The organism is Helicobacter sp. 23-1044 (genome assembly GCF_053654695.1).
Window position 1 is genome coordinate 1 of record NZ_JBSIUQ010000005.1, and the last position, 20488, is coordinate 20488.

21 protein-coding genes and 1 tRNA gene are annotated in these 20488 nt (G+C 41.4%); 10 read left to right on the plus strand and 12 right to left on the minus strand.

The annotated features are described in order from the left end of the window. Window positions 1–186 precede the first annotated feature (186 nt). Genes ACWIUD_RS05440 through ACWIUD_RS05465 form a run of 6 tightly spaced genes read right to left on the minus strand, consistent with a single transcriptional unit; the run spans window position 187 to window position 4067 of the window. Window positions 187–366 (minus strand): hypothetical protein, encoded by a 180-nt coding sequence (locus tag ACWIUD_RS05440; RefSeq protein ID WP_454147446.1) that lies wholly within the window; start codon window positions 364–366, stop codon window positions 187–189. Between the two features lie 3 nt (window positions 367–369). After that, a complete protein-coding gene (nusB, locus tag ACWIUD_RS05445; RefSeq protein WP_454147448.1) occupies window positions 370–1098 on the minus strand; it encodes a transcription antitermination factor NusB in 729 nt (242 codons plus the stop codon). A gap of 8 nt (window positions 1099–1106) precedes the next feature. Beyond that, entirely contained in the window at window positions 1107–1571 is a 465-nt protein-coding gene (ribH, locus tag ACWIUD_RS05450) for a 6,7-dimethyl-8-ribityllumazine synthase (RefSeq protein WP_454134547.1), read from the minus strand. Between the two features lie 17 nt (window positions 1572–1588). Continuing rightward, entirely contained in the window at window positions 1589–2404 is an 816-nt protein-coding gene (gene kdsA, locus ACWIUD_RS05455; RefSeq protein ID WP_454147450.1) for a 3-deoxy-8-phosphooctulonate synthase, read from the minus strand. A 14-nt stretch (window positions 2405–2418) separates the two neighbouring features. Further along, window positions 2419–3084 carry a carbonic anhydrase gene (locus tag ACWIUD_RS05460; RefSeq protein WP_454147452.1) on the minus strand — a complete coding sequence of 222 codons (666 nt, stop codon included), beginning with the start codon at window positions 3082–3084 and terminating at the stop codon, window positions 2419–2421. Between the two features lie 11 nt (window positions 3085–3095). Then, window positions 3096–4067 carry an OmpA/MotB family protein gene (locus tag ACWIUD_RS05465; RefSeq protein ID WP_454147454.1) on the minus strand — a complete coding sequence of 324 codons (972 nt, stop codon included), beginning with the start codon at window positions 4065–4067 and terminating at the stop codon, window positions 3096–3098. A 72-nt stretch (window positions 4068–4139) separates the two neighbouring features. On the opposite strand from ACWIUD_RS05465, the gene ACWIUD_RS05470 reads away from it, so the two are divergent. Further along, on the plus strand, window positions 4140–4826 hold the full coding sequence (locus ACWIUD_RS05470) for a DedA family protein (protein WP_454147456.1): 687 nt from the start codon (window positions 4140–4142) through the stop codon (window positions 4824–4826). A gap of 90 nt (window positions 4827–4916) precedes the next feature. On the opposite strand, the gene ACWIUD_RS05475 is transcribed toward ACWIUD_RS05470, so the two are convergent. Then, a complete protein-coding gene (locus ACWIUD_RS05475) occupies window positions 4917–5192 on the minus strand; it encodes a hypothetical protein (protein WP_454147458.1) in 276 nt (91 codons plus the stop codon). On the opposite strand from ACWIUD_RS05475, the gene ACWIUD_RS05480 reads away from it, so the two are divergent. The 8 genes from ACWIUD_RS05480 to ACWIUD_RS05515 all read left to right on the plus strand — a co-directional run bounded on the left by ACWIUD_RS05480 (window position 5179) and on the right by ACWIUD_RS05515 (window position 16790). Next, window positions 5179–7203, plus strand: a complete 2025-nt coding sequence (locus ACWIUD_RS05480) for a sulfatase-like hydrolase/transferase (protein WP_454147460.1) — start codon at window positions 5179–5181, stop codon at window positions 7201–7203. The two genes, ACWIUD_RS05475 and ACWIUD_RS05480, sit on opposite strands and share 14 nt — an antisense overlap. Window positions 7204–7258: 55 nt before the next feature. Beyond that, complete coding sequence (locus ACWIUD_RS05485) at window positions 7259–8944, plus strand: CDP-glycerol glycerophosphotransferase family protein (RefSeq protein WP_454147462.1); 1686 nt, start codon at window positions 7259–7261, stop codon at window positions 8942–8944. Further along, window positions 8941–12291 carry a YidC/Oxa1 family membrane protein insertase gene (locus ACWIUD_RS05490; RefSeq protein ID WP_454147464.1) on the plus strand — a complete coding sequence of 1117 codons (3351 nt, stop codon included), beginning with the start codon at window positions 8941–8943 and terminating at the stop codon, window positions 12289–12291. The genes ACWIUD_RS05485 and ACWIUD_RS05490 overlap by 4 nt, the downstream gene beginning before the upstream one ends. Before the next feature lie 9 nt (window positions 12292–12300). Continuing rightward, window positions 12301–13626: a phosphoenolpyruvate mutase gene (aepX, locus tag ACWIUD_RS05495; RefSeq protein ID WP_454147466.1), complete on the plus strand. Its 1326-nt coding sequence runs from the start codon at window positions 12301–12303 to the stop codon at window positions 13624–13626. After that, the gene (gene aepY / locus ACWIUD_RS05500; protein WP_454147468.1) at window positions 13613–14707 is read left to right on the plus strand and encodes a phosphonopyruvate decarboxylase; all 1095 of its coding nucleotides are present in this window, start codon (window positions 13613–13615) and stop codon (window positions 14705–14707) included. The genes aepX and aepY overlap by 14 nt, the downstream gene beginning before the upstream one ends. A gap of 1 nt (window position 14708) precedes the next feature. Next, window positions 14709–15809, plus strand: a complete 1101-nt coding sequence (locus ACWIUD_RS05505) for a 2-aminoethylphosphonate aminotransferase (protein WP_454147470.1) — start codon at window positions 14709–14711, stop codon at window positions 15807–15809. After that, window positions 15806–16537, plus strand: coding sequence for a sugar phosphate nucleotidyltransferase (locus tag ACWIUD_RS05510; protein WP_454147472.1), 732 nt, complete (start codon window positions 15806–15808; stop codon window positions 16535–16537). The genes ACWIUD_RS05505 and ACWIUD_RS05510 overlap by 4 nt, the downstream gene beginning before the upstream one ends. 175 nt (window positions 16538–16712) lie before the next feature. Continuing rightward, window positions 16713–16790, plus strand: a tRNA-Met gene (locus tag ACWIUD_RS05515). Between the two features lie 9 nt (window positions 16791–16799). Here ACWIUD_RS05515 and ACWIUD_RS05520 read toward each other — a convergent pair. Genes ACWIUD_RS05520 through ACWIUD_RS05535 form a run of 4 tightly spaced genes read right to left on the minus strand, consistent with a single transcriptional unit; the run spans window position 16800 to window position 18946 of the window. Beyond that, window positions 16800–17366 (minus strand): hypothetical protein, encoded by a 567-nt coding sequence (locus ACWIUD_RS05520; protein ID WP_454147474.1) that lies wholly within the window; start codon window positions 17364–17366, stop codon window positions 16800–16802. Further along, window positions 17363–17881, minus strand: a complete 519-nt coding sequence (locus ACWIUD_RS05525; protein ID WP_454136578.1) for a hypothetical protein — start codon at window positions 17879–17881, stop codon at window positions 17363–17365. The genes ACWIUD_RS05520 and ACWIUD_RS05525 overlap by 4 nt, the downstream gene beginning before the upstream one ends. After that, window positions 17878–18786, minus strand: a complete 909-nt coding sequence (locus ACWIUD_RS05530; protein ID WP_454147476.1) for a hypothetical protein — start codon at window positions 18784–18786, stop codon at window positions 17878–17880. Before ACWIUD_RS05530 ends, ACWIUD_RS05525 begins: the two co-directional genes overlap by 4 nt. A gap of 19 nt (window positions 18787–18805) precedes the next feature. Further along, window positions 18806–18946: a hypothetical protein gene (locus ACWIUD_RS05535; RefSeq protein ID WP_454147478.1), complete on the minus strand. Its 141-nt coding sequence runs from the start codon at window positions 18944–18946 to the stop codon at window positions 18806–18808. Window positions 18947–19137: 191 nt separating this feature from the next. On the opposite strand from ACWIUD_RS05535, the gene ACWIUD_RS05540 reads away from it, so the two are divergent. Next, window positions 19138–19344, plus strand: coding sequence for a hypothetical protein (locus ACWIUD_RS05540; protein WP_454147480.1), 207 nt, complete (start codon window positions 19138–19140; stop codon window positions 19342–19344). A 197-nt stretch (window positions 19345–19541) separates the two neighbouring features. Here ACWIUD_RS05540 and ACWIUD_RS05545 read toward each other — a convergent pair whose 3' ends face one another. Further along, window positions 19542–20405, minus strand: a complete 864-nt coding sequence (locus ACWIUD_RS05545; RefSeq protein ID WP_454147482.1) for a tetratricopeptide repeat protein — start codon at window positions 20403–20405, stop codon at window positions 19542–19544. Window positions 20406–20488 lie beyond the last annotated feature (83 nt).

A 20488-nucleotide genomic window follows, 5' to 3' on the forward strand; every position in this document is an offset into this window, starting at 1 on the left:
AATTGGTAGGGCAATTTGTCTTTGGGTATTCATTCCGCAGATTTAGCGAATCGCAACAAGGCACGGACGCAAAGTCCGCTATCCTTGTGTTGATTCGCTAAAAACTACGAAAGCAACACCGCAAATACTTCGATTGTTTTTGTGTTTCACTTGTCATTTTGAGTGAGCGAAACGAGCGAAAAATCTCTAATCGTCATTGCGAGAAGTCGCACTTTTAAGGGCGACTTCGTGGCAATCCAAAATCCTCCCCCTCCCTTGCGGAGGGGGATTTAGGGGGTGGGTAAAATCCCCAATCACCGCAAGGCAAATCATAGATTCGCCGAAGCAATCCACATTTAGATTTTGTGAATCAAATGCGAGTCGCAAAATCTAGCGTGATTTTGGGGGCTTTTTTGCGTAGGATTTTTTTGCTTGGTTTTTAGGTGTGAAATTTGTCTTTTTCGCTGAATCTCTTTTGTATTTTTTTGTAGAATCTGTCTTGCGTTTTTGCCTAAAATCCGCATTTTTCGCTGAATCTGTAAAATTTCGCTTTTTGCTCGTGCGAGTCGCAGAATCTTTGCGTTGTCGCACAAAGTCCCTTTTTTTCACTGAATCTGTATTTTTTGGCGTAGATTCTGCGCTTTTTGTGCGATTCGCCGAATCTAAATCCACGCTAGATTCGCTTAAATCTACCACACTCTCCACGCCTTTTTCTAAATCAAAATCGCCCTTGCGCACGGCGTCCAAAACGCCATTGACAAATCCCCCTGTCCGCTCCGAGCCCAAGATTTTGGCGATTTCGATAGCTTCGTTGATTGCCACAGGCGCGTCAATCTCGCCTTTTAGGATTTCATACACGCCAAGTCGCAAAATGCACTTATCAATCACGCCAAGTCGGCTTATTTCCCAGCTTTTAAGATTTGCATTGATGATACTATCAATCTGCGCTAAATGCGCCACCACGCCACCAAACAAGCCTTTTGCAAAGTCCGCTTGTGCGTTGCGAATCTTTTTTGCGCTCAAAAGCGAATCGGCAAAGTCAAAAATGCGCTCATTGCCCATCGCAAAAGCATACAAAAGCTCGACAACCATTTGGCGCGCGTGAGTTCTAGTCGCCATAACGCGCCTTACATTTTGCTATAAAGATTCATTAGCTCAATAAGCGCATTCATCGCTTCAAAGCCCTTGTTGCCGACCTTTGTCCCTGCGCGCTCAATCGCTTGCTCAATGCTATTTGTCGTCAAAAGCCCGAAACTCACGCACGCATCGTATTTTAGCGTGGCATTTGCAATGCCCTTTGTCGCCTCCGCGCTCACATAATCAAAATGTGGCGTAGCCCCGCGAATCACCGCCCCCACGCAACAAATGCCATCATATTCGTCCTGCTTTAAAATGCGATTTAGCACGAACGGCAATTCATACGCACCGGGCGCAAGAATCACATTTAGATTATCCACATTTCCGCCGTGTCGCTTAAAGCTATCCATCGCGCCCTCAACTAACCTATCTACGATAAGATGATTGAAACGCGATGCGATGATTGCGACTTTTTCGCTACCATTTAGCTGTAAATTTCCTTCAAAAGTTGTCATTTTTCTGTCCTTTCATTTTAGTTTATTGAATCGGCGATTTTTAAAAGTTGCGTTGCTAAATCGCCGATTTTTTTGCTATCAAGCATATTTGCGCCATCGCTTAACGCATTTTGCGCATCATTATGCACTTCGGCAAAAAATCCATCAACTCCCACAGCAGCCGCAGCCCTAGCCAAAATGGGCGCAAACTCTCTCTCACCACTACTTTTGCCACCCGCACCGCCGGGCATTTGAATGCTATGCGTCATATCAAAAATAGTAGGCGCAAACTCGCGCATTATAGCCAAACCTCGCATATCCACGACTAAATTTCCATAGCCAAAGCTACTGCCGCGCTCTGTGAGCCAAACGCCTAATTTTTTTGACGCTTCATAAGTCGCATTTTTTAGCGATGAATCACGCGTTTTTAGTGCCTTTAAAACCGCATATTGCATATCTCGCGGATTTACAAACTGCCCTTTTTTGATATTTACGATTTTGTCGCTCTTTGCGGCTTCGACAATCAAATCCGTTTGGCGACAAAGAAGTGCGGGGATTTGCAAAATGTCCGCCACCTGTGCGACTTTTGCGACTTGTGAAGGCTCGTGAATGTCGGTTATGATTTTGTAGCCAAATTCTTTTTTTATCAAATCAAGCGCATTTAGCCCCGCATCAATGCCGATTCCACGAAAATTCTCCAAACTCGTCCGATTTGCCTTATCAAAACTCGCTTTGAAATAAAAGTCGATTCGCGGATTTTGCGACAATTCGCGCAAATCCTCCGCAATAATTTTTAGCCCATCAACGCTCTCAACCACGCAAGGTCCAGCCATAACTATCATTTTTTTATTCATAAATTGCTCCATTTTTAAGATTGCGCTTTTAGATTCTGCGATTTTTGCGCAGGGATGGGGTGAAATTCGCGCTTTATCATATTATAATTCAAAATCTCGCCCGTTTCGATGATGTAATACCACCCATAAATATTTAGCTCACCCAAATCGAATTTTTCCTCGACAAATGGGTAAGTCATAAGGTTTTCTAACTGATATTCGACATTGATTTGCTCACAAAGCCACACTTCTTTTGAAAAGGACTGCGGATTTAGCGCCTTTACCCGCTCACGCACGGGGTTTAGCAGCTCTAACCACTTTTTGACATACGGCGTAGAATCCAACTTCGCAGAATCTTTTAGCGCCGCGATACACGCCCCGCAGTTGCTATGTCCGCAGATTATGATATTTTTGATTTTCAAAATACTCAAAGCATACTCAATCGCGCTCGTAGTCGCCAAATATCCGCTACGCATCGCGTTATTATCGGTATAAGGCGGGATAATATTGCCGACATTTCGCACGACAAACAAGTCGCCGGGCAGAGTGTTTGTGATGAGATTTGGCACGAGACGCGAATCCACGCAAGAAATGAAAAGCGTGTGTGGATTTTGCTTTTTGCCTAAATTTTCATAAAGTTTTTTGTGCGCCAAAAAGCTCTCTTCTTGAAACTTTATCGCCCCTTCAAATAGCTCTCTCAACTCGTTTGCCTTTAATTTTTGGTGGATTTTGTGATTTGATTTGCGCTAGATTCTGCGTTTTGATTCGCAGAATCTGTGCCAATGTTGTCATTCTGAGCCGTAGGCGAAGAATCTCTATTGTAATTTTTGAGTTTCTTCGCTTCGCTATCGCTTCGCTCAGAATGACGAATGGGGGTAGATTCTGCGTTTTGCGTCCCAATATTCGCTGAATCTATATTTTTTATAATCTCTTTTGCCTTTTGCTCTTTGTCGCTTACATCGCCCACCACGCTAAAATGCAAATCCACACGGCGATTTTTCGCGCGTCCTTGTGGCGTGGCATTATCCGCTACGGGATTAAAGTCCGCATCTCCGCCAATTTGCATAATATTTGATGGGATTTTAAGCGACAGAAGCGCATTTGCCACGCTTAAAGCGCGCTTGTTTGACAAGTCCCAATTATCCATCGCACTCCCCGCGCGAAATGGCGCATTATCCGTATTTCCAATGATTCGCACACTCAAAATCTCCCTAAATCGCTCCACTTCTAACGCCAATCGCTCCAAAAATACCCGCCCATTTGGATTTATAATCTCAACGCCACCGCTATCAAATAGCAAATCATCTGGGATTCGCATTATAAATCCATCATCAGATTCTTCTAAATCAATGCCCGGACCATCGCTAATCTCGCTCATTTCGCTGTATTCATTCATAAGACTTGCAAAGACATTTAGCACTTCGATTTTATTGCTTTCAGTCTGCAAGGGCAGTGCCTGAATGGGATTTGGCGGGGTGATTTCCGTTTCCACTCCGTGCTCCAAAATGCTTAATGCCCCCTGCACCGAGCCAATCGCTTGTTGCACCTTTTCTTTATCAAAAGTCGCCATTGAGAGTAGCAAAATAAAAAATGTCAAAAGCAAACTCATCAAATCGCCAAAAGTCCCTAGCCACAGCGGGAGTCCGCCCGGCTTTGGTGGTGGTGCTACCTTTTTTCTCGCCAAAATCGCCCCTTTATTTTTAAAAAAATTCGTGTAAAATTATAACTTAAAATTTTAAATTTATAAAGGCAAAAAATGGGCGAAATTGTGAATTTTATAGTCGATATTGTAGGACAGCTGGGATATTTTGGCATTTTTGCGATGATGTTTTTAGAATCTAGCTTTTTCCCTTTTCCATCCGAAGTAGTGATGATACCTGCGGGATATTTGGCGTATAAAGGCGAGATGAATGCGATAATCGCGGTGATTATGGGGATTTTAGGCTCGCTTGCTGGCGCGCTGTTTAATTACTATCTTGCGCTAAAATTTGGGCGAATCTTCGTGCTAAAATTTGGCAAATACTTCTTTTTTAGCGAAAAAACGATGAATCAAATGGAGGCATTTTTCAAAGCACACGGGGAGATTAGCACATTTATCGGGCGACTAATCCCTGCGGTGCGGCAATATATCTCGCTCCCTGCGGGATTAGCGAAAATGAATTTGCCAAAATTTTGCTTTTATACTTCGCTAGGTGCGGGGATTTGGGTAATTATTCTAACGATTTTAGGATATTACATTGGCGGGATTTTTAGCGCGGGGATGGAGATTAGCGAGATTATCCACACATTTACAAGCAAAACTTTAAGTCCGCAAGAAGCGCAAATAAAGGGCTATGTGACACAAGCGGTGATTTTCACGCTGATTAGTGCGGTTGGGATTTTAGCGGTGTATGTTTATTTTAAGCGCAAGGTAAAGAGTGATTCTGCTGAGAAAAATGCGTGATTGTGAAGTGTGTTGAGAGATTTTTGCTATAATTTTGCTTTAATTTTTAAGGATTTTTTGATGAGATTTTTTAGATTTTTGATGAAACTTTTAATGAAACGCCACGAGAGAGAGAGAGAGAGAGAGAGAGAGAGAACGGCGCGCCGCGCTAGATAAGGCAGATTCTGCGAAATTCGCAGAATCTAATCGCAAAAATAACGCAGATTCTGCGCTAGATTCTGCGAAAATTTTAAATTTTACACGAGATTCTGCGAATCGCACGAAATTCGCAGAATCTAATACAAAAAATCCCCAAAATCCCGCAGATTCTGCGAATTTCGCAGAATCTCCACCTACTTCGTCATTGCGAGATTTGGCGAATACCAAATCGTGGCAATCTAATCAAATCAAATCCGCAGAATCTAATTGCAAAAATAGCGCAGATTCTGCGCTAGATTATGCTAAAACTTCAAATTTTACACAAGATTCTGCGAAATCCGCAGAATCTCCACCAAACCACAAATTTCCCAAATTCCCACGCAATCTAATTTGCGCGATTTTCCCATCGCACGGCGATTTGAGCGACAAAGACTACAAAATTTACCGCGATATTTCCATCTTTGCGATTTTAAATATTTGCTTTTTAGTCTGCATTTTCTCGCCATTTGCGCTGTATTCAAGCGATGTGACGCAGTTTGACGCCACGCAGACGACCTCGACTTTATGCGCACTAGTGGGATTTTTCATCCTAACAAGCGGGATTTTCATCTACGCCACGAGTTTTTTCTACAAAACAAGACTTTTGAAAATTGGCACATTCGCATTTTGCGTGGTTTTAAGCATTGGGTTTGTTTATTGTTTCGTGCTGGTGGGCGATTACGGAGCGATGGATAGATTTATTTTGCAAAAATTAAATTTTAAAAATCCAGATTTAAAAGTGCAAAAACACCTATTTTTCATCGCCACAGCGATTGGAAGTGTGATTTTCGTGGGCGTATTTTTAAAAAAATTAGGTGGCGTTTTGAAAATTTTATTACTAACTTTATTTGCGTTAAGTGCGCTAAATGCTTATAAAATCGCCACGATTTCGCACACTCCAAAAGAGGCAAAAATGCTTGATACTAAACCCTATCAAAATGAACTTTTTTCATACTCCAAAACGGACAAAAATATCGTGGTTTTGGTGCTTGATATGTTTAGCGGTTCGCATACGCCTTTTATTTTGGAGCAGTTTCCGCAGTTTAGAGCGCAGTTAGATGGATGGACGCTTTATCCAAATGCGATTTCTGCGACAAATTCCACCATTCATAGCACCGCAACGCTTATTGGCGGAGAATATTACGCGGTTTATAATATGAATAAAAGGGCGCAGAATCTCGCAGTGCAAATAGATTCTGCGTTTAGCGCGATTGGAAATGCCTTTGGGGAAAATGGATTTAGCGTGGCGATGATGCCTGTTGTCGGCACAAGTGCGAAAAATATCGCAAACAATCACATTTTTGCCATCGATGCGAGTGCAAATCAATTTCACGGATTTTATATTGAAAATATGGGGTTGATGCAAGCGATTGCAAATGCGCGAGATTCTGCGAAATACACGCAAATAATACAACTTTTGAGTTTCGGCATTTTCCGTTTTTCGCCTGAACCATTTTTCCGCCCTAGAATTTATAATGATGGTTTGTGGTTAAACAAAGGCAATCCAAAAGTCGCAAATACGCTTGAAGCGATAAACTTCGCATCGACTTTTTACGCTGCTACGCATATTTTGAAGGTAGATTCTGCGAAGGCGACATTTAAATATTTTCACTCGATGATGACGCATTTGCCCTATGGAATGTATTTTGATGGCGAAAAATGCGAGTTTTTTAGTGATAAAACTGCGTGGGATGACTATCCACACAAGGTAAAGATGAATACAAGCAAGGATTTGCAACCGCTATATTTTCAGCATTTTGATACGGAAATTTGCGCGTTACAATATCTCTCGCATTTCATAAAATCGCTCAAAGATGCGGGGATTTATGATAATACGCAGATTTTTGTAGTGAGCGACCACAGCGGATTTGATAGCATAAATATTCCTATTTCATCTCGCCCCGATGTGCTGTTTTTATTCAAAGATTTTGGCGCGCGTGGGGAGTTGAAGGTGGATAAGCGTTTGATGGCAAACTATGATATTGCAAGTATTTTTTGTGCGAATCTGCCAAATGGATGTCCAAATGTCGCGCCAAATATTTTGCAAAATTATCCGCAAAATAGGGAGTTAATCCACACAATGCCAAAATTTTGGCAGTTGGAGAAGCATAAACGCGATAAGTGGATTTTGGAGAAGGCGTATCGTGTGCGAAATGATATTTACAAAGCGGAGAATTGGGAGGAAATAAAGTTGGAGTGAAATTAAAAATTTTATGCTACAATTTCGCTTTTTATTTTTCAAAAAAGGACATATTTTGCCATTTATTTTCGCAATCTTGCTTTTTTCGCAGAATCTACACGCATATTTGGACCCGGGGACGGGTTCGCTACTTTTGAGTTCGCTTGTGGCGATTTTTGCTTCGTTGCTGTATTTTCTAAAAGGTGCGTTTTATAAAATCAAAATGGGGGGGGGCAGTAGAAGGATTTTAAGTCGCAAAAAGTCGCAGAATCTAGTAAAAACCGCAGAATCTACCGCAGATTCTGCGTTTTTAGCGCAAATCCCCCAAAATTCTATCGTTATTTATGCGGAGGACAAGCGATATTACTCGCTTTTTAAGCCCATAATTGACGCTTTTGAAAGGCTACATTACCCATACACTTATTATACGAGCGATGAGCGCGACCCGATGCTTAAATTTCAAAGCAATTTTGGGCATATTGAGTGCATTGGTGCGGATAATAAAGCCTTTGCGCGTCTAAATTCGCTTGAAGCGGATATTTGCCTAATGACTACGCCACAGCTTGATGTTTTGCAGTTGAAGCGAAGTAAGGGCGTGAAGCATTATTGCCACATTTTGCACTCGCTCCCACATATTGATAATTATGAAGTTTTTGCGTTGGATTATTTTGATAGTGTTTTTACAAATTCGCCCATTCACACGGACTTTTTGCGTGAAGTGGAGAAGATTCGTGGTTTAAAGCACAAGCAAGTAGCAATCGTTGGCTGTCCGTATTTGGATTATTTGGCGCAGAAAGTGAAAGATTTGCGTGAAGCACAATCACAAGATAAACAAACAACAAGTGCGGATTTTACCCACCCCCTAGCCCCATCCGCAAGGGAGGGGGGACAAAACGCAGAATCTAATATTTCCCCCTCCCAAATGCGCGCGGGGGATAAAGGGGGTGGGTTTAAAGCTCCCACCATTCTACTTGCACCAAGCTGGGGGCGCGAAGCACTTCTCTCAAAATATGGAATGAATCTTTTAAAACCGCTTTTAGATTCAGGGTATCACATTATTATCCGCCCTCACCCGCAAAGCTATATCAGCGAAAAAGAAATGCTAGATTCGCTCCACGCGCAAACTTCACATTACGAGAACCTAAAATGGGACACGAACACCGATAATATCCACGCATTTGCGCAATCTAGTCTAATCATCGGCGATTTTTCAGGTGTGCTATTTGATTATCTCGCGCTGTTTAGTAAGCCTATTATCACAGCAGAATTTCACTTTAATATCATCGGTTATGATTTGGAGGATACAAGCCATAAAACCCCGTGGGTGGCAAATGCGCTTCGTGAGATTAGCACAAGCATTGCGCCAAGCGACTTTGGCAGCATAAAAGACATTATAGATTCTACACTAAAAGATGAATTACAAGCGCAAAATCGCACCAAATACAAAGAATTACTTTGGCACTATCAAGGTTGTGGCGGGGAACGCACAGCAATCGAACTCATCAAAATTCACAAACGCATTTTAGAGGAATCTTTGGGCGAAGAGATTTATACACATAAACAAATTTTAGCGGTGGATAAATTATTGCAAAACGCAGAATCTCGCACTGCTTTTTGTCATATTGAGCGAAGCGAAATATCTAAAAAAGATTCTTCGCCTACGGCTCAGAATGACAAAAATGGAGGCGATTCGCACGCAAATAAAGCAGATTCTGCGAATCGCACAAAAATCGCAAAATCCCCCAAAAAGGACGCAAAATGAGCGAACTTCTATATTACATTTTCATTTTCCCACTTGAATCTGTCCTAAACTTCGGGTTAGAATCGCTCTTTGGCGCGGTGAAATCCTATGGTTTAAGCATAATTTTTTTAAGTCTAATCGTAAATATTTTTCTGCTAAAAATTTTCATTTTGACGGACAAAAAGGCGGAGTTTGAGGCGGAGCGCAAAAAGCGACTAGATTCGCGCATAAAGGCGTGGAAAAGTGTGTATAAAAAAGCAAAACTCTTTGCCTTTACCCAAACGCTCTATCGCCAAAATCACTACCACCCTATTTATGCTTTGAGTGCGCTTGGCGGGTTAGCGGTGCAAATACCATTTTTTTATGCGATGTATTTTGTGATTAAAAATGCTGAAATGCTAAATGGCGTTTCATTCCTTTGGATTGCTGATTTAAGTGCGCCTGATAGTGTGTTTGGTGTGCATTTGCTCCCCATTTTGATGACAATAATTTCGCTTGTAAATGTGTGGATTGTGGCAAAAGATAGAGGCGCAAAGATTCAAGGCGCGTTAATTGCGCTTATCTTTTTGGTGCTACTCTATCAAATGCCTAGTGCGCTAGTGCTGTATTGGACGACAAATATGGCGTTTTCGCTATTAAGGGCATTGTGGGCGAAATGGCGTGGCAATTCTAGCAATTCGGGTAATCATTCCGCAGATTCTGCGAATCGCACAAAAAACGCAGAATCTGATTCACAAAATACCCACCCCCTAGCCCCCTCCGCAAGGGAGGGGGAACAAAAGGCAGATTCTGCGATTTTAGCAAATATCGCAGATTTAAAAACCCCATCATCTCTTGCGGAAGGCACATTCAAAACTCTCCCCCTCCCTTGCGGAGGGGGATTAAGGGGGTGGGTAAAATCCAAGTTTGCTAATTTCTTCATTTACCGCAAAGGTTTAAAAATCGCCATTTTCTCGCTAACTGCGCTTTTAACGATAATTTTACTCGCATTTGGCGCACTCAAACTCTCTGCCCCGCACAGCGCAAAACTCACGCTAGAAAACGGCGAGGCAAAAATGCACTACGCGCTAAATCCCTTTTTGCGCTCTAAATCAATGACTAGCGACATTAAAATTATAGGCGTTGAGTGGGATAGCACCATTGATTCGAGCGCGATGACTCTGCTTGGCAATCATCAGCGAAATTTGCAATTTTTAAGCGACAAACCGCTAAATTTGAAAAACGGCGATTTGCTTGGAGTGGCGCATTTTACGATGGATAACACGCCTTTTGTTAAAAATCTTTTTGTGTATTATTTCGCGATTTTGGGGGCGATTTTTGGCGTGTATCTTTTGCTTTGCGTAATTTCGCGCTTTCAAAGTTATCGCGAGGCAAATGCCAAAATCTATCGCCAAACCGCCATTTACGCCGTCCTTTGCATTGCGTTTCTAATCTGCGTTTTTAATCCCTACGCGCTTTATAATAGCGATGTTTCGCAGTTTGAGAGTTCGCAGACAAAGGCGACACTTAGTGCGCTCTTTGGGACATTTTTGCTCATTAGCTTTATGGTGATTTATACGCTCACATTTATACCGAAGCGATTTGGCAATATCATCGCATTTATTTTAAGTGTGATTTTATTTAGCGGGATTGCGTATAGTTTCGTGTTTGTGGGCGACTATGGGGCGATGGACCATTTTGTTTTGCAAATTGCGCCACAAAAAAGTGCGTGGCAAATCGTTGAATTTATAATGGTTTTGTCGCTTGGAATTGCATTAACGGCGTTTGCGCTTACGAAGTTAAAGCGCGCAATGCAGGTAATTTTAGCGACTTTATTTATCGTAAGTGGCGTGAATGCGGTGCAGATTATCAATAAAAGAATGGATTCTACTTCGTCATTGCGAGGCAGTTTGAGCGAAGCGAAAACAACGAAGCAATCCACAAATCCACAAATAGATTGCCACGCGGATTTTGTCAAATCCGCTCGCAATGACGAAGCGGCTTGTCATACTGAGCGAAGCGAAGTATCTCAAAAAAATAAAAGAGATTCTTCGTTCGCTTCGCTTACTCAGAATGACAATATAGATTCTGCCCCCCCCCAAGTTGCAAATAATGCAAATATACCACTCGCAGAATCTCCGCTTTTTTCATATTCTAAAAATGGCAAAAATATCGTGGTGATTGTTTTAGACGCATTTAGCGGTTCGCACACGCCATTTCTCATCGAGCAGTTTTCGCATTTTAAGGCGCAGTTAGACGGATGGACGCTTTATCCAAATGCGATTTCATCGACAAATAGCACGGTGCATTCCATCGCTACGCTAATTGGTGGCGAGCATTACGCGGTTTATAATATGAATAAGCGAGCGCAGAATCTCGCAGAGCAAATAGATTCTGCGTTTGCAGATAGCGCAAATGCCTTTGCGGATGGCGGATTTCAAACTTCGCTAATGGCATTTGTCGGCACGAAAACAAATGCACTTGCGCTAAATAACGGCGTTTTTGCTATCGATGCCGATGATGGCGCGTTTAAGAATTATTACATTTACACGCAAAAATTACTGCAAAATGTGGATACTAGCAATTCATTTGGCGCGATGCTTGGCAGAATGCTGAACTTTGGACTTTTTAAGATTGCGCCTACGCATTTTCGTGCGGAGGTTTATAACGAAGGGCGGTGGTTGTTTAGCAAAGATTCGCGTTTGTTAAATGCGCTTGCATCAATAAATTATAGTGCTAGTTTTTACGCATTTACGCATAATTTGCGAGTAGATTCTGCGAAGGGGACTTTTAAATACCTGCACTCGATGATGACGCATTCGCCTTATCAAATGCACTTTAAGGACGATAAATGCGAGTTTTTCAGCACAAAAACGGCGTGGGAGGACTATCCACACAAGGCAAAGGGGTATCCATCGCAGCAATACGACACGGAGGCGTGTGCCCTGCGGTATCTAAGCGATTTCGTGGCGAATCTCAAAAATGCGGGGATTTATGATAACACGCAGATTTTTGTTATAAGCGATCACGGGGGCAATAGCGTAAATATGCCTATCCCATCTCGCCCCGATGCGCTGTTTTTATTTAAGGATTTTGGAGCGCGTGGAGCACTAAAAGTGGATAATCGCCTAATGGCAAATTATGATATTTCTACCATTTTTTGTGCGAATCTGCCAAATGGATGTCCAAATGTGGGGCAAAATATCTTGCAAAATTATCCGCAAAATAGGGAGTTAATCCACACGATTCCCTCTGCGTGGCAGTTGCAAAAGCACAAGAAAAATGAATGGTATATCACAAAGGCATATAAAGTCAGCGGTAGCATTTATGAAGCGCAAAATTGGACGGATATCAGCGACAAATCACACGGCATTGTGAATGTGAAATAAGGGGGCGAAATGGAGAGAAAAAAGAAAGTTTATGTAAGTATGGGGGCGGATTTACTCCACCCGGGGCATTTAAATATCATCGCCACAGCGGCAAAATATGGCGAAGTCATCATTGGACTGCTGACTGATAAAGCGGTGGCGAAGTTTTGGCGACTGCCTTATATGAATTACGAACAGCGTAAAATCATTATGGAGTCGGTGAAGGGTGTAAGCGAAGTGGTAATGCAAGACACGCTTGATTACACGCAGAATTTGGAAAAAATCAAACCTGATTTTGTCGTGCACGGCGATGATTGGAAGGTGGGATTTCAAGCAGAAATTCGCAAAAAAGTCATAGAAACTCTATCAAAATGGGGGGGGGCTTTAATAGAAGTCCCCTACACGCAAGGGATTTCATCAACTCTTATCAATAACGCAATGCGCGAAATTGGCGTTACGCCAGAGATTCGCAGTGCAAGACTTCATCGATTGCTAAATGCCAAAGATATTGTGCGCGTTATGGAGGCGCATAATGGTTTGAGCGGATTGATTGTAGAGCAAACGATAATTAGCAATAATGGCATTGAAAGCGAATTTGATGCGCTGTGGATTTCATCTCTCACACAATCCACCGCAAAAGCAAAGCCAGATAATGGCTTTTTAGACGCTTCAACGCGAATCGCCGCATTAAGCGAGATTTTAGATGTGACAACAAAGCCTATTATTTATGATGGCGATAGTGGCGGTCCAGCAGAGCATTTTGTATTTACGGTGCGCGAATTAGAGCGACTTGGCGTTAGTGCGATTATTATCGAAGATAAAATTGGATTAAAGAAAAACTCGCTTTTTGGCACAGAAGTAGCACAAGAGCAAGATAACATTGAAAATTTCTGCGATAAAATCGCCTCTGGCAAGGCAAATCAAATCACTAAAAATTTTATGATTATCGCACGAATCGAATCGCTAATTTTAGAAAAAGGTATGGATGACGCCATAACTCGCGCAAAGGCGTATTTAGAAGCAGGGGCAGATGGCATTATGATTCACTCGCGTAAGAAAAGTTTTGATGAGATTAAAGAATTTGCAAGGATTTATGCTTCGTTACCAAATAAAAAACCCCTAGTTGTCGTGCCATCATCTTACTCGCATATTACCGAAAAAGAACTCATCGAAAATGGCATTAGCGTGGTGATTTATGCAAATCAAATGCTTCGTGCCGCATATCCTGCGATGGTAAATGTCGCAAAGTCGATTTTAACGCACCACAGGGCAAAAGAAGCAGATGAAAAATATTGTATGTCAATCAAAGATATTATCAATCTAATCCCGGGAGGCAAAGTCATTGAACGCAAATGAATTTTATCAATCGCTTGTGGCGCACGGCGTAGAGTTATTTTGCGGAGTGCCAGATAGTTTGCTAAAAGATTTTTGTGCTTGTGTTTCGCAAAGCGTTAGCGATAAAAATCATATCATTACCGCAAATGAAGGCAACGCACTCGCACTTGCAGCAGGGCATTATCTAGCGACAAATAAAATCGCCGTTGTTTATATGCAAAATTCTGGACTTGGTAACATTGTAAATCCCCTGCTATCTTTGATGGATAGCGAAGTTTATAATATCCCAGCACTTTTACTTATCGGGTGGCGCGGAGAACCAAATGTAAAAGATGAACCGCAACACGAAACGCAAGGAAAACTAACCTTGCCACTTTTAGAAACGATGGGCATAAAATATGAGATTTTACAAGATTTGACGCAGATTGGCGGTGCGTTTAAATATATGAATGGCACAAATAAACCCTTTGCTTTTGTGGTGAAAAAGGGGACATTTGAATCTTACAAAAAGGTAGATTTTGCGAATAATTTTTCACTGCCACGAGAGAAGGCGATTAAAAAGGTTATTTCTTTAATGCGAAGCGATGATATTGTAGTCTCCACAACAGGAATGATTTCACGCGAATTGTATGAAAATCGCAAAACGCACGAAAAGGACTTTTTAGTCGTTGGCTCTATGGGACACGCTTCATCGATTGCCTTTGGAATCGCGCTAAATAAACCAAATCGCAGAATCTTTTGCTTTGATGGCGATGGTGCGCTTTTGATGCACTTGGGAGCGTTGCCCGTGATTGCCTCAAAAAAACTGCCAAATTTTAAGCATATTGTTTTTAATAATGAAGCACACGATTCGGTGGGCGGACAACGGACGGCTATGGATAGCGTGAATTTAGCACAAATTGCCAAAGGTTGCGGGTATGAATTTTTTAAGGCACAAAATCTAAATGAAATTGAAAATATTTGGGATACATTCGCACAATCTCACGCACCTTCAATGCTTGAAATTTGCGTAAAAAAGGGTAATCGAAAAGATTTAGGTCGCCCAAAGGAAAATCCAAAAGAAAATAAAATGGCGTTTATGAAATTTGTAAAGGAAAGTTAAAATGAAAATAGAACGAAAAATCTTACTAAATCCCGGACCCGCCACTACAAGCGATTCGGTAAAAATGGCGCAAGTAGTAAGCGATATTTGTCCAAGAGAAAAAGAATTTGGCGAAGTGATGGAGTTTATAAGCGAAAAGCTAACGGATTTTGTAGCAAATAATAAAGATTATACGAGTGTTCTTTTTGGTGGTTCTGGCAGTGCTGGGGTGGAGGCGGTTTTGTCCTCCATTTGCGACAATAAAAAGATTTTGGTTATAAATAATGGTTCTTACAGCGAAAGGATGGCACAGATTCTGCGAACATATACTGCGGATTTTACGGAGTTTAAAAGCGATATTATTGCGCCAATAGATTTTGATAGATTAGATTCTGCGCTAAAAAACACGAAATTTGATTATATTTGCGCCGTGCATAATGAAACAGGCACGGGATTACTAAATGATATAAATCGCATTGGTGCACTCTCTAAAACATATGGCGCGAAGTTTGTGGTGGATGCGATGAGTTCTTACGCTGGAATTCCCATAGATATGGGAAAATCAAATATTGATTTTCTAATCGCTAGTTCAAATAAAAATATTCAAGGGATAGCGGGAGTTGTATTTGTGATATGCAAAAAAGATTCACTTGAAAATTTAAAAGATACAAAGGCAAAAAGTCTCTATTTGGATTTATATGCGCAATATAAATATTTTGCCACAACAAAGCAAATGCGATTCACCCCACCTGTGCAAACTCTATATGCTTTAAAACAAGCGATAATCGAAACACTTGAAGAGGGCATTGACAATCGCCACAAGCGATACACAGAATCTTGGGCGGAACTGATAAAAGGTTGCGAAAAATTAAATCTAAAATTGTTGCTTGATATTGAGTGTCAATCCAAAATCATTACGGCAATTTATGAACCAAAATGCACAAAATATAGTTTTGATTCAATGCACGATTATCTTTATGAGCGAAATTTCACAATCTATCCGGGCAAAGTTTCATCATTTGATACTTTTAGGGTTGCAAATATCGGTGCTATTGATAAAAATGACATAGCAGATTTTTTAAAGGTTTTAGAGCGATATTTAAGGGATATAGGCTACTTATGAAAGGCATAATCCTTGCGGCTGGAAAAGGCACTAGGTTATACCCGCTCTCGTTAAAAACGCCAAAACCTTTGCTAAAAATAAAAAGCGAAACACTTTTAGAGCGAAATATCAAATTTTTTCACACAAACGGCATAAAAGATATAACAATCATCACAGGATACAAACACCAAGCATTTGATAATCTCGTGGCGAAATATCATTTGAAAAAAGTCGTGTCCGCCGAGTATGAGCGCAAAAATAGTGCGAGTTCGCTAAATTTGGTGCGTGATATTTTAGATGATGCGCTAATCATTAACGGCGATATTTTTATAAAAGACAATATTTTTAAATATATCAAAAGCGGAGTTTCGCAAATCATCGCTAAACAAATCACCAAAGGCAAAGAGGACGGATATATTTGCGATGAGCAGGGCAAAATCATAAAGGTGGTAAAAGATTCTACGAGCGGTTATGGCGATACGGGAATGATGTATTTGTGTGGCGATATGGCAAGGGCAGTGCGCGAAAATCTGCCAGAAGCAAAAGATGATTATTTTTGGGAGGATGTAATCTATAATTTGATTCACACGCACCCCATTTATCTTACAAAGATTCCAAATGTGGTTTTTGAAATAGATTCAATAAAAGATGCGTTGATTGAAAATATTTTAAGCGTAGATGAAATCATCGCGCTATGCGATGGAGATGAGAAAGTCATTCGCGAAGTTTGGGAAATGATAGGGGAGTAAAATTGCGTAGATTCTGCGCCAGATTCTGCGATTCGCAGAATCTAGTGCGCTTTTTGTTATTGCCAGATTCTGCAAATCAAATCAAATCCGCAGAATCTAATTGACTTTTTATATAAATTTAGGGCATAATTGCGGTTTTTCAAAATTTTACATTTTAACGCATTTCAGGTTTAAAGTCAGGGTAGCTCAGCTGGTTTAGAGCGCTGGTCTCATAAGCCGGAGGTCGGGAGTTCAAGTCTCCCCCTTGACACCACTTTTGCAATCATTCTTTACTCATCAAATTTTCGCTTTGCGTATTTTGTGCGCTTTCCTTTTTGCTATAAACTTCCACTGATATTTCTACAAAAAGTGTGTTTTTTTCTTTGCGGATTGTGAGTGGGAAGGCGATTTTTGCGCTATTTTGGAGTGTGGAGATATTTGCGGTTAAGTCTTTGATTTTGCCTAGATTCTGCGATTTGCCACTGATTTTAAAAGTGCGGATTGTTATGTTAGATTCTGTCGATTCTGCGGTGGATTCTGCGATTTTTATATCTTTTAGATATTTATTTGCGTATTTTGTAATCTCGCTTTTATCGGGCGATTTTTGCAGTTTTGTGAAAACCTCCGCATTCTCACTTAAAAACGCCTCTTGCTCCGCTTTCAGCGCGCTAATCGCAGAATCTAATTGCGTTTTCAAAATATCCGTCTTTCGCAACTCCGTAACGGCGGATTTGTAACTATCCATCACAGGCAGCAGATAAAGCGAAGCACACGCCACCAAAATCCCCGCATACAAAAGCAAAAAAACGATATTTTTACTCCAATCAATGCTTTCGATGAAATCCCTCATCTCGCCCCCAAATTACTTTGATTTTTGCTAATTGAAGTGAAGTTAAACCACCCATTTGGCAGTGCGTAAAAGTCCGCGCGAGTCGTGTCAAAAACCGCCCTAAGCGGTGCTTCTAGTAAAAAGGAATACGCCTCCCGCGTGGGCGTTGTGCCTTTTAGCATAAGGGAATTTTCATCTAAGCGCATAAAATTTATCGTAATTTGATTTGGCACTAAATCAAAAATCTTTATCAGCGCATCGGATAAGTCTTTGTTATGGGCGAGATTCTGCGCTTCGAGTTTGATTTCGGTGCGCATTTTATTTAGGGTATTATTTAGCGCGCTAATGCTTTCATCCTGCCCGTCAATTTGCGTATTTGAGAGTTGCGCGTGGGACTTTATCGTCTTTATTTGATAATCCAAATATACGCCATAACCATAAATTATCCCCACGCTTATTGCGATATAGAAAATCCAAATTTTCGTTTGGTGCGAGATGATGGACTTTGGCAGTGGGTGGGTGAAACTATATTTCATAACTTTAACTCCATTTTTGCTAATTTCTCAATCTCATCGCACGCATCCACGCGCAAAAACTGCGTTTCCATCATTATATTATTCGTCAAATGCGTGATTGAGTAGTCGCTAATCCCGCACGCATCCAAAATCAGCAGTTCCTCGATAAAATCGCTTGCATATCGCTCATCTTTGTAGAAATTATTTAGCGTTTCTTTGATGGTGGCAATGAGCGTATTTGCGATATTTAAGTCGCTTAGATTTGCCACTTCATCGCCTTTTTCAAAGTCTTTTATGATGATATTTTCATTTGTATCATCTATCTCTTCAATTGTCTCAAACTTCACAACCTCGCTAGATTCTGCGTTTTTCGCAGAATCTTGTGAAAAAATTATGTAGTTGCCAAAATAAACGCCCTCAATATCCGCGATTAAAAGCGTGCAGGTGGTATTTTCTTGCAAAATATAGAGTTTTTTCGCAGAATCTAGGCGCGATTTGATTTTCTCATACACAAGGCAAAATGGCGAAAAGATAAAGTCCGCCCCCCGCACCTTGCTAAACTTCCCCTTAAAGTGCGCCATTTCATCCTTGTCAATATACACAAACCACTTTTTATTAAGCAGCATAATTAGCAGTTTGTGCGGATTGAGCGAGAAATCCTCGAACTTTTTGAGTTTATTGCCCTCTATCAATCCCTGCTTTGCCACACGCGAAATAGTCGCAATATAGGTGAATGGATAGCGATTTTGAATGTGGCGAATGTATTTTGCCGCCTCGATGGGTAAGTCGCCATTTACCGTGCGAAATGTTTTGGATTCATTATGCTCGGCATTCTTTGGGTGGGCGATTTTAACCCTGCAAATCTGCAAATCAATATCAATAGAAATGATGACTTTTTGATACAACCTGCCTAAAAATCCTAACAAATTAGCGTCCTTTTTGAGTTTAGATTCTGCGAATATTGCGTAATTTTAAGCAATCCGCATTCCTTTTTTGAAACGCATTTGGAAACACATTTGGAAGCGCAGAATCTGCCCCCGCGCCGTCATTGCGAGATACTGCGAATGCAAAATCGTAGCAATCCACAATAAATCCAATCCGTGCGAAGCACCCTTAATCTCGCCCGCTTCGTGGTGCAAAAAATCGGGAGCAAGCGAGCAGTAGTGCGAGTGCCGATTTTTTGCTAGAAGCGGACAAGCGAGGCTCTCCCCCCTAAAAGCGAAAAAGCGGCTGCTTTTTGGCGCGTAGGGGGAGCGGGGCGGGGGGTGCAGCCCTTTTTGCGAAAAAAAACTAGCGAATCAAATACTGAAAATAGCGAAAATCTCGCAGATTCGCAGAATCTAAATAGAGATTCTTCGCTCGTTTCACTCGCTCAGAATGACAATTTTAATATGGATTGCCACGATTCTGCATTCGCAGAATCTCGCAATGACGGATTTTTTTGCACCAGATTCTGCGATTCGCACAAAAATCGCAGAATCTAAACTCCAAAACGCCCCGCGCGGAACTATTTTTAGGCGATTTTGCAGAATCTAGTATGCGTTACAAACAATCGAAGTAATGGCGGTGTGGCTTTGCACGAAGTTTGCCCCGTTGCTAGGAAATAAGACTTGGTGGTCTATTGACGACGCAATGGGGCGAACTTCGTGTGAATTGCATACCCCAGAACAAATTGCCCACTTCAAGGCGCACTAAATATTTTTCGATTTAGGTATTTATAATTCACACACGCCCCATTCAATCCCCTATCACACGCGATTCCATACAATTCTAACGCCTTTTCGTAGTTTTGGCGCACACCATTGCCATTTTCATACATTACTCCCAAATTATTGCACGAGCTTAAAATCCCGCCTTCACACGCGATATTTAGGTATTTCACAGCGTTAAACGCGCTTTTTGGTGCGCCGTGTTTGCCTGACGCATATAGATAGCCCAAATTCGCACAGCCGATTAAATCGCCCTGATTACACGCTACAAAGTTCAAATCCACTAAGCCAAGTTTGTCCTTATTTAGCCCAAAAATATTGTAAGTATTGCTTAAAAGTCCCAGATTATAGCACCCAAGCGCACTACCCGAATCACAGGCAAATTTGTAATATTGCAGACTTTTGAAGTAATCTTTTTTCACGCCAATGCCGTTTGCAAACATATAGCCCAAATTGTTACACGCAAAAACATCGCCACCACTGCAACCTACCATATACAGCTCACTTGCCATTAGCTTGTCTTGCGGGATTTGTTCGCTGCCATTGTCATAAATGGAGGCGAGATTTGAGCAAGCAAGGGCATTTCCGCCACTACACGCCTTGCGATAATATTGCAATGCCTTTTGATTGTCGCCATTTGTGCCAATCGCATACATATACATTAGCCCAAGCCCCAAGCACCCGTCCGAATCGCCCACTTCATCACAGGCTTTTTTAAAAAGATTGAAGGCTTCTGTGTAGTTGCCTTTTTGCGCTAGTGCGATAGCTGCGTTTGTCGCGCTACTCGCGCTAAAAAGCGGGATTGCAAATGCCAAAATTAAGATGATTTTTTTCATTTTCGCTCCAAAATGTGGATTTTTATTTTTAAAAGCAAAAATAATGCCAAAGGATTTCAAAAAATGCAGATTCTGCGCAGAAT

Bases quoted from the DNA above. Each gene is read 5' to 3' on its own strand.
- nusB (WP_454147448.1), bottom strand. From the start codon at position 1,098: ATGGCGACTAGAACTCACGCGCGCCAAATGGTTGTCGAGCTTTTGTAT.
- kdsA (WP_454147450.1), bottom strand. From the start codon at position 2,404: ATGAATAAAAAAATGATAGTTATGGCTGGACCTTGCGTGGTTGAGAGC.
- ACWIUD_RS05545 (WP_454147482.1), bottom strand. From the start codon at position 20,405: ATGAAAAAAATCATCTTAATTTTGGCATTTGCAATCCCGCTTTTTAGC.
- ACWIUD_RS05510 (WP_454147472.1), top strand. From the start codon at position 15,806: ATGAAAGGCATAATCCTTGCGGCTGGAAAAGGCACTAGGTTATACCCG.
- ACWIUD_RS05490 (WP_454147464.1), top strand. From the start codon at position 8,941: ATGAGCGAACTTCTATATTACATTTTCATTTTCCCACTTGAATCTGTC.
- ACWIUD_RS05525 (WP_454136578.1), bottom strand. From the start codon at position 17,881: ATGAAATATAGTTTCACCCACCCACTGCCAAAGTCCATCATCTCGCAC.
- aepX (WP_454147466.1), top strand. From the start codon at position 12,301: ATGGAGAGAAAAAAGAAAGTTTATGTAAGTATGGGGGCGGATTTACTC.
- ACWIUD_RS05505 (WP_454147470.1), top strand. From the start codon at position 14,709: ATGAAAATAGAACGAAAAATCTTACTAAATCCCGGACCCGCCACTACA.
- ACWIUD_RS05470 (WP_454147456.1), top strand. From the start codon at position 4,140: ATGGGCGAAATTGTGAATTTTATAGTCGATATTGTAGGACAGCTGGGA.
- ribH (WP_454134547.1), bottom strand. From the start codon at position 1,571: ATGACAACTTTTGAAGGAAATTTACAGCTAAATGGTAGCGAAAAAGTC.
- ACWIUD_RS05520 (WP_454147474.1), bottom strand. From the start codon at position 17,366: ATGAGGGATTTCATCGAAAGCATTGATTGGAGTAAAAATATCGTTTTT.